Genomic DNA, 12,388 nt, shown 5'->3' with positions numbered 1-12,388 from the left:
CCGCCGTTCGCCCGCGCCGCTGCGTCCGATCGGCGGATCAAGCCGCTCAGGAAGCCGCGATGTACGAGGTCAGGATGGTGAGCGCGGCGGCGAGGATCAGGGTGTTGAAGAAGAACGCGAGCACGCCGTGGACGAGCACATGGCGGCGCATCCGGCGGTGGGTCACCGTGACGTCGGTGGTGCCGAAGGTCGTGCCGACTGAGACCGCGAAGTAGAGGAAGTCGATCGCGACCGGCTCCTCGTCGCCGGGGAAGTCCAGCCCGCCCTCCCGCGCGTGCAGGTTCACGTAGGCGATCACAAAACCGGCCTGCAGGACCAGCCATGAGCAGAAGACCGCGAGGATGCAGACCGCGAGCACCAGACCCGGCGCAGTGCCCAGGGTCCGCGCCTGCGGCATCGCGAGGACCGTCGCGAGCAGCGCCGCCCCCGCCGCGGACTGCGAGACCTGCTCCGGCCGGGAGACGAACCAGCGCGTCGTCGCGCGCCGCCCGCCCGGTTCGAGCGCCACCGCACGCAGGCTCGCGTGATCACGCCCGCGGAAGGCCAGCCAGACCAGGCCCAGGTAGCAGAGCGAGTAGACGTCCCAGACGGCGAGCACCTTCACGACCGGACCGCCCGGGACCAGCAGGCCCAGCAGGGCGGGCGGCAGCGCCAGGAGTTGACGAGTCGATTCACGGTTCGGCCGGCGCATGGTTCGACACCGTATCGGTCCCCGCGGCGGGTTCGCCGGTCGCGGACGTGCGCTGCTGCCGCCCGGCGACCCTCCACTGTGGTCACCGTCGGGCCGTATCCGTACGGTCCGGAGTGGACATACCGGCCGTGAGCGGGCGAATCCGCCCAGTTGATCCGAGGGCGTATCATCGGGGGGACAAGACGCGTCGGGAGCGAAGAAAAGGTAGCCGGGGTCGAAGGATGTCAGCAGCAGTCGGCGGGTCATCGAAGAACGGTTCGCGACCGCGGCGGCGCGTCAGCCCGCCGGTTCCGCCGGACCTCGCCGCCGCCCCCGGGTACGGCGCGCGGCGGATGTATCAGGCCTATCTTGCCGCCTGGAGCCGCCACGTCGACCCGGTGCTGACCGGTCCGCAGTTCGCGGTGCTCTCCGCGGTGCGCGCCTATCCCGGCTACGACCAGACCGCGCTGGCCAACGCGGTCGCACTGGACACCTCGACCATGGCCGACGTGTGCCGCCGCCTGGAAAAGCGCGGCCTGATCGCCCGCGGCCCCGCCCCGCACGACGCCCGCGCGAAGGTCCTCACCCTGACCGACGAGGGCGACGAGGCCTTCCTCGAAGTCACCCGGCGCACCCGCCACCTCGACGAGGCCCTGCTGGCGAACTGCCCGTCCGGCCGCCGCGAGGAGGTGGCGGAACTGCTGAACGACCTCGGCCAGCTGTGGGAAGCCGTCGCCGAACGTCCGGAACTCTGACCACGCTGGCCGCCCGACCACGCTGCCTCACCTGACCACGCTGGCCGCCTCGGACCGGCAACGCTGTCTCACCTGACCACGCTGGCCGCCTCGGACCGGCAACGCGGTCTCACCAGACCACGCTGGCCGCCCGACCACGCTGGCCGCCTCGGATCGGCAACGCGGCCACCGAACATCGGTCCCGCGCAGACCCGCGCCGCCACGTCTGTCCCCATGCTGGTCTTCGCGCCGCCACACCTCTCCTCGGCTGACTCGACACCACCGCACAAGCCCGTACCACCGCCGGCTCCGGCACCGCAGCACCCCAGCCAATCTCCCGAACGCATCCCACCCTCGCCCTGGCAAGCCCGCACCCCACCGCACCCGCATCCGAAATCCCCGAGCGGAAACTTCCCGTCGACTATTGCGCATCCGGATAATACGTGTTCGGATTATCCGCGAACCGACGACGACAGGAGGTCCCGTGGCGGCGAAGCAGTCTTTCGAGGTGGTGGTCGCCGGGGGTGGCCTTGGTGGCCTCTGCGCGGCGCTTTCCCTGCGGCAGCGCGGCCTGCGGACCACCGTCGTGGAGGCGGCCCCGCAGCTCGGCGAGATCGGGGCGGGCATCCAGACCGCGCCGAACGCGAGCCGGATCCTGCTCGGGCTCGGGCTGCGGTCCCGGCTGGAGCGGATCCGGTGCGCACCGCAGGACCAGGTCCGGCGCCGCTGGGCGGACGGCAGCATCATCGCCCAGCTTCCGCTCGGCGAACGCGTCGTCGAGCAGTACGGCGCGCCCTACTGGCACTACCACCGCGCGGACCTGCACCGCGTGCTGCTGGACGCCTGCACGGATCCGGACGGTCCCGGCCCGGCCGTGCAACTGGCGACCGACGCAAAAGTCGTGGGCCTGGACCGGGCGAATCCGCAGAGGCCGGCCGTGCGCACCGCGGACGGACGGCGGTTCGAGGGCGACCTCGTGGTGGGTGCGGACGGAATCCGTTCCGCGGTACGGGATCTCGCCGGTTTCGACGACACGCTGGCGTTCTCCGGGGAGATGGCTTACCGCGCGCTGATCCCCGGAGACAGCATCGCCGCCGATCCGGCCACCCGGTTCCTCGTCGACCGCTACCACTCGACGATCTGGTACGGCCCGGACAAGCACCTGGTGCACTACCTCATCCGCGGCGGCCAGTACCTCAACGTCGTCGCGATCGTGCCGTGCACCGACAGCGTCGAACGGGACTGGAGCGGGCCGGCGACCGCGGAGCAGCTGGCCGGTGAGTTCTCCGAATGGGACGACCGCGTGCCCGCGATGCTGTCCAAGGCCAAGGACGACGTCTCGGTCTGGGCGATGTACCGGCGCCGCCGCGATCCGGTCTGGGTGGACGACCGGGTCGCACTGCTCGGCGACGCCTGCCACGCCATGCTCCCCTACCAGGCACAGGGCGCGTCCCAGGCGATGGAGGACGCGGCCGTGCTCGCCGAGGAGCTGGGCCAGGTCACCCGCGACGGGATCGACGCCGCGCTGGCCCGGTACGTGCACCGCCGGGCCAAACACGCCGGCATGGTGCAGGACGCGTCCTTGCGGAACATGAGTTTCTACCACCTGCCCGACGGTCCGCAGCAGCGCGTGCGGGACGAGAAGCTACGCAGTTTCGACGGCGAGTCCGACGTGTCCTACGACTGGCTGTGGAACGGGACCCCGCTGCGGGACCCGGACAACGAGTCCATCCGCTACCAGTTCGCGCGCTGACACCGAACACCGAGCACGCACACTTCGCGAAGGAGTCAAGCCATGCGTACCGGAGACCAGGTCGTGCAGGACCTGCCCTGGCGGTGGCCGGTGCAGGGGAAGATCTTCCTCATCGGCGGCCTCGGCTACATGTTCGACGCCTGGGACGTCGCGCTCAACGGCTTCCTGACCCCGTTGGTGGGCACCGAGTTCGGTCTGTCGGCCACGCAGAAGGGGCTGGTCGCCACGGCCAACCTCATCGGCATGGCGGTGGGCGCGGTGATCTGGGGAACGGTCGCGGACCGGATCGGGCGCAAACGCGCGTTCAGCATCACCCTGCTGCTGTTCGCCTTCTTCTCGGTGTTCGCCGCGCTCTCGCCGAACGTCGAGGTGTTCCTGGCGCTGCGGTTCCTGGCCGGGGTCGGGCTCGGCGGCTGCATCCCGGTCGACTACGCGATCGTCAGCGAGTTCTCGCCACGCCGCCAGCGCGGCCGCGTACTGTCCGCAATGGACGGCTGGTGGCCGGTCGGCACGACGCTGGCCGGTGCCTCGGCCACGCTGCTGGTGCCGGTCTCCGGGAGCTGGCGCTGGATGCTGGTGCTGATGATCCTGCCCGCGCTGCTGCTGTTCTGGGCCCGCCGGGGCGTCCCGGAGTCGCCGCTGTACCTGGTGCGCAAGGGCCGGGAGGCGGAAGCCCGGCTGGTCATCAACGACCTCGTCGCCCGGACCGGCGCCCCGGTCGAGCCGTACCGGATCCCGCCCGCGGTCGCCGAGGACACCCGCGGTGGAGGCCTGTTCGCCGCGGTCGACCAGCTCCGTCGCGTGTGGACGTTCAACCCGCGCGTCACCGGGGTCGCCTGGGCACTGTTCGTCACGGTGATGCTCGTGTACTACGCCGCGCTCAGCTGGATGCCGTCGATCCTGCGGTCGCAGGGGTTCGGGCAGATCGCCGCGTTCGCGTCGACCACGCTGATGAACGCGCTCGGCATCGTCGGCGTGGCGATCGCGGTGCTGCTGGTGGACCGGATCGGCCGCAAGCGGATCATCGCCGTCGCGGGTCCGCTGGGCGCGCTCACGCTGGTGGTCTTCTCCCTGGTACTGGGTTCGGCCGGCGCGGCGGTGACGGCGATCGCGGCGTTCGGATTGTTCTCCCTCGTGGTGATCCCGGTGATGTACGCCTACGTTTCGGAGCTGTACCCGACGGAGCTGCGAGCATCCGGGTTCGGCTGGGCGTCCTCGGCGAGCCGCGCGGTGACCGGGTTCGCGCCGTTGCTGTTCGGCAGTGTGCTGTGGCCGGTCCTGGGCCTGCCACTGACGTTCACGCTGCTCGGTCTCCTCGTGGTCGCGGCGGTGCTGTTCATGATCTTCGGCGCGCCCGAAACGCGCGGACGCGAACTCGACCGGATCACGGTCGAGGCCGAGCCGTCGGCCCCGGAGGTCGAGGTCAAGCCGTGAAGCCCGCCGCGTTCGACTACCACCGGGCCCACGACCTCGCCGACGCCGTGGACCTGCTCGCCGACCTCGCGGAGCGGGGCCGGGAGCCGAAACTGATCGCCGGCGGGCAAAGCCTGATGCCGATGATGAACTTCCGGCTGGCCCGGCCCAGCGACCTGGTCGATCTCGGGCGGGTGCGGGAACTTCCGGACCTGAGCGAGATCGAACCGCTCGGCACGCAGCTGCGGCTCGGCGCGCTGGTCACCCACCGGCAGGTCGAGCTGGCCGATCTCGGTGCGGAGTTCGCCGTGCTGGCCACAGCGATGCGCTACGTCGGGCACCTGCCCATCCGGTCGCGCGGGACAGTGGCGGGCAGCCTCGTGCACGGTGATGCGACCGCCGAATGGTGCCTGCTGGCCCTCCTGCTGGACGCGGTGATCGTCGCCCGGGGTCCGCACGGCACCAGGGAGATACCGGCCGCGGAGATGTTCCACGGCTTCTACACCACCGCCGTCGAGCCGGACGAGGTGGTCAGCGAGGTGCGCTTCACCCGGCCGGCCCGGCACGCGCAGCTGACCGAATTCGCCCGACGCGCCGGGGATTTCGCCACCGTGGCGGCCGCGGTGGCGCTGGACACCGGGCCGGTTCCGGGCGGCAGGGTGGTGCTCGGCGGAGTCGCGCCGGCGCCGATCCGGATTCCCGAGGCCGAGGCGGTCCTCGCCGGCGAACCCGCCGGGCCGGAGGTGTTCGCCGAGTGCGCTCGCGTGGCCGCCGATGCGATCGATCCGCCCAGCGACGCCGCGGGCAGCGCGGACTACCGCCGTGCGCTCACGAGAACGCTTGTGGCGCGCGGCCTCGAACAGGCATGGACAGGAGGTGACCGATGAGCGGTCCGGACTTCGACGGCCGCCGCGGACGCTGGATCGGTGCGCCGGTGCGGCGCCGCGAGGATCCGCGGCTGGTCACCGGCCGGGGCCGGTTCCTCGACGACATTCACCTCACCGGGTTGCTGCACGCCGGGTTCGTTCGCGCGACGGTCGCGCACGGCCGGGTCCACGAGGTCGACCTCACCGCGGTACGCGAGGTCGAAGGTGTCGTCGCCGCGTATTCCGCGGAGGACCTCGGACTCGGTGACATCGTCGCGCTGCTCGACCGGCCGCCGGAGGAGTACACCCCGACCACGATGCCGATCCTCGCCCGGCACAAGGTCCGGTTCGCCGGTGAGCCGATCGCCATTGTGATCGCGAAGGATCCGTACGCCGTGGAGGACGGGATCGAGGCCGCACGCGTGACCTACGACGTGCTCGACGCGGTGGTCTCCGAAGAAGCGGCGCTGGCCGCGGATGCGCCGCTGGTACACGAAGACGCGCCGAGCAACGTGCTGCTCGACGTGACCTCGTTCGACACTCCCGGAGTGGACGAAGCCTTCCAGGAGAGCGGTTGCGTGATCGACCTCGTCACGCGCAGCGCCCGGCAGAACGCCCTTCCGCTGGAGACCCGCGGCGCGATCGCCTCCTGGGACGAGCGCGACGAACAACTGCTGGTCCAGACCTGCAGCCAGGTGCCGCACCAGGTGCGTACAGTGCTCGCCCGCTCGATGCGCCTTCCCGAACAGTCGGTGCGGGTCACCGTTCCGGACATGGGTGGTGGATTCGGGCAGAAGTGCGTTGTCGGGCGCGAGGAAATCGCGGTGGCCGCGGCCGCGAAACGGCTCGGCCGCCCGGTGAAGTGGATCGAGGACCGCCGCGACGCGCTGACCGCCGGCTTCCTCGCCCGCGAGCAGCGATACCGCACCCGCGCGGCGTTCACCGCCGAAGGCAAGCTGACCGCCATCGACGCGGACATCGTGTGCGACATGGGCGCGTACTCCTGCTATCCGTTCACCGTCGGCATCGAGCCGCTGATGGCGGCCGCGGAAATGCCGTCGGTGTACCAGCTTCCCGCCTATCGGGTGCGGGCACGGGCGATCGCCAGCACCAAAGCACCGACCGCGCCGTACCGCGGAGTCAGCCGTCCCCAGTACGTGCTGGTGATGGAGCGGATCATGGACCTGGCGGCCCGGCGGCTCGGGCTCGATCCGGTCGAGATCCGCCGGCGCAACCTGATCACCGAATTCCCGTACCGCGGCGTCAACAACGTCACCTACGATCCCGGCAGCTACCTGGAATCGCTGGAGCTGGCGGAGAAGACGCTGCGCGCCGAGGGATGGTACGAGCTGCGGGAGCGGGCCGCCGCTGAAGGCCGCCACCTCGGTATCGGCTACAGCTGCTTCTCCGAGCGGACCGGCTACGGGTCGGAGGCGTTCGCCAAGCGCAAGATGACCGTGGTGCCGGGCTTCGACATCTCCGAGATCCGGATGGACCTCACCGGATCCGTCGTGGTCACCAGCGGCACGATGAACCACGGGCAGTCACACGAGACGACGTTCGCCCAGCTCGTCGCCGAACGCCTCGGTCTCGACCTCGCCAAGGTCAAGCTGCGCCAGGGCGACACCGAGCGGATCCCGTACGGCTGGGGCACCTTCGCCTCGCGTTCGGCGACCATCGGCGGTTCGGCGGTGGCGACCGCGGCCACCCGGCTCGGCGAGCAGCTGTGCGTGATCGCCGCGCACCTGCTGGGCACCCGGGTCGAAAACGTCGAGCTCGACGGGGACGGTGGGGTCGTCCAGCTCGACGACCCCACCCGGCGGATGGCTTTCGAAGAGCTGGCCGACGTCGCCTACCTGCGCAGTCACCTGCTGCCCAAGGAAACCCCACCGACGCTGACCGCGACCGCCGCCTTCGACGTCCCCGGCGACGGCACCTTCTCCAACGCCACGCACGCCGTGGTGGTGGAGGCGGACCCGGGGACCGGGCAGGTGAAGATCCTGCGTTACGCCTGCGTCGAGGACTGCGGCGTGGTCATCAACCCGAAGGTGGTCGAGGGGCAGGCGCGTGGCGGGATCGCCCAGGGCATCGCCGGCGCGCTGTTCGAGGAGGTCAGCTACGCGGACAACGGCGAACCCTCGGCGGCGAGCTTCATCGACTACCTCGTGCCGACCGCCACCGAGATCCCGGACATTTCGGTGGACCACCTCGAAACCCCGTGCGCGTTCACCGAAAGCGGGGCCAAGGGGGCCGGCGAGGGCGGCACCATCGGCGCACCCGCGGCGGTGCTGAACGCGGTCAACGACCTGTTGTGGCACACCGGTGTCCAGCTGGAGAGCACTCCGGTCCATCCGGAGGCGGTGCTGACCGCGCTCGCCGGCGCGCACCGGCACGAGAAGGCGAGCACCCCGGTATGAGCGACAAGCACCTGATCGTCCTGACCGTCAACGGCATCGACCACGAACTGCTCGTCGAGGCCCGGTGGACCCTGCTGGACGTGCTGCGCCACCAGGTGGAGCTGACCGGTACGCACGTCGGCTGCGAACACGGGGTGTGCGGTGCCTGCACGATCCTGGTCGACGAGGAGCCGGTCCGGGCCTGCCTGGTGTACGCCGTGCAGGCCGAAGGACACGCGATCCGGACCGTCGAATCCCTCGGCACGCCCACCGAACCGAACGACCTGCAGGAGGCGTTCTCCGCGCGGCACGGCCTGCAGTGCGGGTTCTGCACCCCGGGGTTCCTGATGCTCGCCGAGGGATTCCTGACCCAGCGACCCACTCCCTCCCGCGAGGAGATCCGGGAGGCGGTGTCGGCCAACCTCTGCCGCTGCACCGGCTACCAGACCATTGTGGACGCGATCGAGGACACCGCCCGCCGCCGCGCGGGCCAGACCGATCCCGAACCGGAGGCAGTCCGATGATCCTGGAGAACACCCTCGACCTGCCGGGCGATCCGGACACCGTGTTCGCCTTGCTCAACGACGTCGAGCGCGTGGCCGGCTGTCTGCCCGGCGCGACGCTGGACGGGCAGGACGGGGACGCCTATCTCGGCAAGGTGAAGGTGAAAGTCGGCCCGGTCAGTGCCGCCTATTCGGGCAAGGTCCGGTTCACCGAGGTCGCCGAAGCCGAACACCGGCTGCGGTTGTCCGCACGCGGCGCGGACAGCCACGGCAGCGGCGACGCCGAGGCCGACGTCACGGTCACCATCGCACCCGGACCCAGCGGCTCGGTGCTGAACCTGCACACCGACCTGGTGATCCGCGGAAAGATCGCACAGTTCGGCAAGGGCGCGATCAGCGCGGTGTCCACCCGGATCCTCGACCAGTTCGCGCGCAACCTCGCCGGCCTGCTGCAGAACGACGGCACCGCGCCGGGCGGCGCCCCCTCGGTTCCGGCGGCCCCGCCCGGCGCGGCGATTCCGGCACCCGCCGCCACCGAAGCGCTCGACGGGCTGGCGATGGTCGTTCCTCCGCAAGCGAAACGCTTTCTCGCCATCGCCGCGGCCGGCGCGCTCGGGCTTTTCCAAGGCTGGCTGCTCGGCCGGATCCGCACCCAGGACAAACTGATCGAGGAGCTGCGCCGTGACCGCGGATGAACCAGGACTGCACGGGATCGACACCGACCGGACCTACGCCAGGGCGGGCTTCGGCGGGGCCGTGCCCCGGGGAGAGCGTCCGGCGCTCGTCGTGGTCGATCTGACCCGGGGCTTCACCGAACCGGATTTCCCGCTCGGCGCGGATCTTTCCGACGAGGTCGCCGCCGCGGACGACCTCGTCCGGGCCGCGCATGCCGCCGGGGCACCGGTCGTCTTCACCGCGATCAGCTATTCCGAGTCCGAAGTGGACGGCGGGGCGGTCGCGTGGCTGCGCAAGGCGCCCGGGATGCGTGGCCTCCGCGAGGGTGGCGAGGAGGTCACCCTGGATCCCCGGCTCGACCGGTGGGCCACCGACCACTTCCTGGTCAAGAAGGGCGCCTCCGCTTTCCACGGCACGGGATTGGCCGCGTTGCTCACTTCCCTGCACGTCGACACCGTCGTGGTCTGCGGTGCCACGACTTCCGGATGCGTCCGCGCGACCGCCGTCGACAGCGTGCAGTCCGGTTTCGACACGCTCGTCGTCCGCGAAGCCTGTGGTGATCGCGCGCGAGGTCCGCACGACGCCGCACTGTTCGATCTGCAGGCCAAGTACGCCGACGTCGTCCCGCTCGCCGAAGGCCGGTCCGCGCTCTCCCCCGAAAGGCCTCCCCCGATGGCATTCACCAGCAAGGAGCGACTGCTCACCCCGTCCGCGCTGGCGGACCTGGCCGATCTCGACGCCACCAGCACCTGGGCACGGTCGGGGAACGCACGGGTGCACGTGCTCGACTACGGTCCCGCCGGGGCACGGCCGCTGCTCGTCGTTCCCGGCATCACCAGCCCGGCGATCAGCATGGACTTCGTCGCCCGGGAGCTGAAAGACCTGGTGCGGCCACTGGTGCTGGACGTCCGGGGCCGCGGACTGTCCGACGACGGCCCTTACGACCTCGCTTCCCACGCCGCGGACGTCGACGCGGTGATCGAGCAGCTGGATCTGCGGGATCCCCTGCTGCTCGGGCATTCCATGGGCGCCCGGATCGCCGCGCAGGTCGCAGTGTCCGGCCACAGCGCACTCGGCGGGCTGATCCTGGTGGATCCGCCGATGAGCGGCCCCGGCCGGCCGTACCCGACCACGCTGGCGACCTTCCTGGCACAGCTGGACCAGGCTCGTCGCGGAACCGACGCGGACGAGGTGGCCGCGGCCTGGCCGCGCTGGCCTCGGCGGGAACAGGAACTACGCGCCCGCTGGCTGGCTTCCTGCTCCCCTGCCGCGATCGCCGGCACCCACGCCGGGTTCGAGTCCGAGGAGTTCCTTCCACTGTGGACACAGCTCACGGTGCCCACGATCCTGCTCTACGGCGCGGAAAGCCCGGTCGTCACGTCCTCGGACGTGGACGAGCTGAAGAAGGCGAATCCGGAGCACCAGCTGATCGGCGTCGAGGGCGCCGGGCACATGGTCTTCTGGGACGAACCCCCGGGGGCCCTGCGCACTCTTCGCGCCGTTCTCCAGCCCCAGTAAGACGAATCCGGACAACCACGGAGGTGGTCGGTAGTGGACCAGAACCTGTTCAACGACATCTGCCTGCAGCAGTTGCGGCTTTCCGCTGTGCACGAAGGGGAAACCGTCGTCGTGCTGACCCGCGGCAACGACCGCGCGGAGTACGCGGACGCGTTCCTGTGGGCTGCCCAGCAGCTCGGCGCGGCGACCTACCACATGCGGCTGCCCTCGCCGGCCAGCGCGTCCGGGGCCTGGGCGGTCGGTGATTCGGGGCTGGACAAGCTTCCGCTGGCCGTCGAGGCGCTGAAGGCCGCGGACCTGGTGGTGGACTGCACGTTCCTGCTCTTCAGCGAGGAGCAGTTCGCGATCCAGGCCGCGGGAACCCGGATCCTGACCGCGATCGAACCGCCGGAGCTGCTCGCCCGGCTGATGCCGACGAAGGAACTGCGCGAGCGCGTCGAGATCGGCGCGGAGCTGCTGGCGAAGGCGAAGACCATGCGGATCACCAGCCCGCACGGCACGGACGTCACCTACCAGCTGGGTGTCTACCCGACGCTGAGCGAGTACGGCTACACCGACCAGCCCGGCCGCTGGGACCACTGGCCCGCGGCGTTCGTGTTCACCGGCGGCTCCGACGACGGAGTGGACGGCAAGATCGTGCTCGCGCCCGGGGACGTCCTGCTGCCGTTCAACACCTACGTGCAGACGCCGGTCGAGCTGACCATCGAACAGGGCTTCATCCGCGACATCCGCGGCGGCGCCGGCTCTTCCGGGCTGGACGCGGACCTGCTGCGCAGCTACATCGAGTCGTTCCACGATCCGCGCGGCTACGGCATGTCGCACGTCGGCTGGGGTCTCGACGAGCGCGCGCACTGGCACGGCCTGACCCAGTTCCCCGGCGGCATGGGCATGGAACTGCGCAGCTTCTACGGCAACGTGATGTTCTCCATCGGCCCGAACAACGAGCTGGGCGGGCCGAACGACACCGCCTGCCACTTCGACATCCCGATGCGGGGCAACAGCCTGTACCTCGACGACGAGCTGATCGTGGACGCCGGCGCACTCACCGTGCCGGAAATGCGGCCGGCGGGCAGCCGATGACCTCCGACCACCACATCGGGATGATCGTGCCCAGCTCGAACCTCACCATGGAGACCGAGCTGCCCCGGATGCTGCGGGCCCGCGAGGAAATTTTCACCGACGACCGGTTCGTGTTCCACGCCGCGCGAGCCCGGATGCAGCACGTGACGCCCGAACAGCTGCGGGCGATGAACGCGCAGTCCGAACGCGCGGCGGCCGAGCTCGCCGACGCGCGGCCTGACGTCGTGGCCACGGCGTGTTTGGTCGCGATCATGGCGCAAGGGCCCGGTTATCACTGCACCGCGGAGGACTCGATCACCGCGGCGTTGCGGGCGGAAGGCTCCGAGGCACCCGTCGTCTCGTCGGCGGGTGCCCTGCTGGCCGGGATCGCCGCGCTGGGCGCGAAGCGGGTCGCGATCATCACGCCATACCTGAAGCCGCTCACTCAGGCTGTCGTCGAGTACCTGCAGGACGCGGGGATCGAGGTCGTCGACGCGCTCTCCCTGGAAGTGCCCGACAACCTCGCGGTGGCCCGGCTCGATCCGACCGATCTGCGCGAGCACTACCGCAAACTCGACCTGAGCGAGGCGGACGCGCTGGTGCTGTCGGCCTGCGTGCAGATGCCGTCGCTGCCGTCGATCCAGCCGGTCGAGGACGCGGTCGGCATGCCGGTGCTCTCCGCGGCCACCGCCACCGCCTTCCGGATCCTGAGTGAACTCGGGCTCCGTCCGGAGGTGCCCGGCGCGGGACATCTGCTCAGCGGCGCCGTGGCGGATCCCGCCGTCACCACGGCCGCGTGAC

The 12,388-nt window shown here is 70.6% G+C and carries 11 protein-coding genes; 10 read left to right on the top strand and 1 reads right to left on the bottom strand.

All coding sequences use genetic code 11. The annotated features are described in order from the left end of the window. Positions 1 to 46: 46 nt before the first annotated feature. On the bottom strand, positions 47 to 691 hold the full coding sequence (locus BJY18_RS34550; protein ID WP_184784028.1) for a DUF1345 domain-containing protein: 645 nt from the start codon (positions 689 to 691) through the stop codon (positions 47 to 49). A 221-nt stretch (positions 692 to 912) separates the two neighbouring features. Here BJY18_RS34550 and BJY18_RS34545 point away from each other — a divergent pair, with 221 nt between their 5' ends. The 10 genes from BJY18_RS34545 (at position 913) to BJY18_RS34500 (ending at position 12,387) form a co-directional block, all read left to right on the top strand. Then, a complete protein-coding gene (locus BJY18_RS34545; RefSeq protein WP_246459060.1) occupies positions 913 to 1,425 on the top strand; it encodes a MarR family winged helix-turn-helix transcriptional regulator in 513 nt (170 codons plus the stop codon). A 463-nt stretch (positions 1,426 to 1,888) separates the two neighbouring features. Next, positions 1,889 to 3,157 carry an FAD-dependent monooxygenase gene (locus tag BJY18_RS34540; RefSeq protein ID WP_184784027.1) on the top strand — a complete coding sequence of 423 codons (1,269 nt, stop codon included), beginning with the start codon at positions 1,889 to 1,891 and terminating at the stop codon, positions 3,155 to 3,157. 42 nt (positions 3,158 to 3,199) lie between these two features. Next, complete coding sequence (locus BJY18_RS34535; protein ID WP_184784026.1) at positions 3,200 to 4,591, top strand: MFS transporter; 1,392 nt, start codon at positions 3,200 to 3,202, stop codon at positions 4,589 to 4,591. Continuing rightward, positions 4,588 to 5,457 carry an FAD binding domain-containing protein gene (locus BJY18_RS34530; protein ID WP_184784025.1) on the top strand — a complete coding sequence of 290 codons (870 nt, stop codon included), beginning with the start codon at positions 4,588 to 4,590 and terminating at the stop codon, positions 5,455 to 5,457. Before BJY18_RS34535 ends, BJY18_RS34530 begins: the two co-directional genes overlap by 4 nt. Then, a complete protein-coding gene (locus BJY18_RS34525) occupies positions 5,454 to 7,853 on the top strand; it encodes a xanthine dehydrogenase family protein molybdopterin-binding subunit (protein WP_184784024.1) in 2,400 nt (799 codons plus the stop codon). Before BJY18_RS34530 ends, BJY18_RS34525 begins: the two co-directional genes overlap by 4 nt. Next, the gene (locus BJY18_RS34520) at positions 7,850 to 8,356 is read left to right on the top strand and encodes a (2Fe-2S)-binding protein (RefSeq protein WP_184784023.1); all 507 of its coding nucleotides are present in this window, start codon (positions 7,850 to 7,852) and stop codon (positions 8,354 to 8,356) included. The genes BJY18_RS34525 and BJY18_RS34520 overlap by 4 nt, the downstream gene beginning before the upstream one ends. Continuing rightward, positions 8,353 to 9,030 (top strand): SRPBCC family protein, encoded by a 678-nt coding sequence (locus tag BJY18_RS34515; RefSeq protein ID WP_184784022.1) that lies wholly within the window; start codon positions 8,353 to 8,355, stop codon positions 9,028 to 9,030. The genes BJY18_RS34520 and BJY18_RS34515 overlap by 4 nt, the downstream gene beginning before the upstream one ends. Next, positions 9,017 to 10,528, top strand: a complete 1,512-nt coding sequence (locus tag BJY18_RS34510; protein ID WP_184784021.1) for an isochorismatase family protein — start codon at positions 9,017 to 9,019, stop codon at positions 10,526 to 10,528. The genes BJY18_RS34515 and BJY18_RS34510 overlap by 14 nt, the downstream gene beginning before the upstream one ends. Positions 10,529 to 10,561: 33 nt before the next feature. Continuing rightward, positions 10,562 to 11,608, top strand: a complete 1,047-nt coding sequence (locus BJY18_RS34505; RefSeq protein WP_184784020.1) for a 2,5-dihydroxypyridine 5,6-dioxygenase NicX family protein — start codon at positions 10,562 to 10,564, stop codon at positions 11,606 to 11,608. Beyond that, positions 11,605 to 12,387, top strand: a complete 783-nt coding sequence (locus BJY18_RS34500; protein ID WP_281393732.1) for a maleate cis-trans isomerase family protein — start codon at positions 11,605 to 11,607, stop codon at positions 12,385 to 12,387. The genes BJY18_RS34505 and BJY18_RS34500 overlap by 4 nt, the downstream gene beginning before the upstream one ends. Position 12,388: the final 1 nt, after the last annotated feature.

Source organism: Amycolatopsis jiangsuensis (assembly GCF_014204865.1).
GTDB lineage: Bacteria > Actinomycetota > Actinomycetes > Mycobacteriales > Pseudonocardiaceae > Amycolatopsis > Amycolatopsis jiangsuensis.
This window is presented reverse-complemented; position numbering and strand designations above follow the sequence as displayed.

Coding starts and splice junctions, on each gene's coding strand:
- BJY18_RS34515 (WP_184784022.1), top strand. CDS start 8,353: ATGATCCTGGAGAACACCCTCGACCTGCCGGGCGATCCGGACACCGTG.
- BJY18_RS34545 (WP_246459060.1), top strand. CDS start 913: ATGTCAGCAGCAGTCGGCGGGTCATCGAAGAACGGTTCGCGACCGCGG.
- BJY18_RS34500 (WP_281393732.1), top strand. CDS start 11,605: ATGACCTCCGACCACCACATCGGGATGATCGTGCCCAGCTCGAACCTC.
- BJY18_RS34525 (WP_184784024.1), top strand. CDS start 5,454: ATGAGCGGTCCGGACTTCGACGGCCGCCGCGGACGCTGGATCGGTGCG.
- BJY18_RS34535 (WP_184784026.1), top strand. CDS start 3,200: ATGCGTACCGGAGACCAGGTCGTGCAGGACCTGCCCTGGCGGTGGCCG.
- BJY18_RS34550 (WP_184784028.1), bottom strand. CDS start 691: ATGCGCCGGCCGAACCGTGAATCGACTCGTCAACTCCTGGCGCTGCCG.
- BJY18_RS34520 (WP_184784023.1), top strand. CDS start 7,850: ATGAGCGACAAGCACCTGATCGTCCTGACCGTCAACGGCATCGACCAC.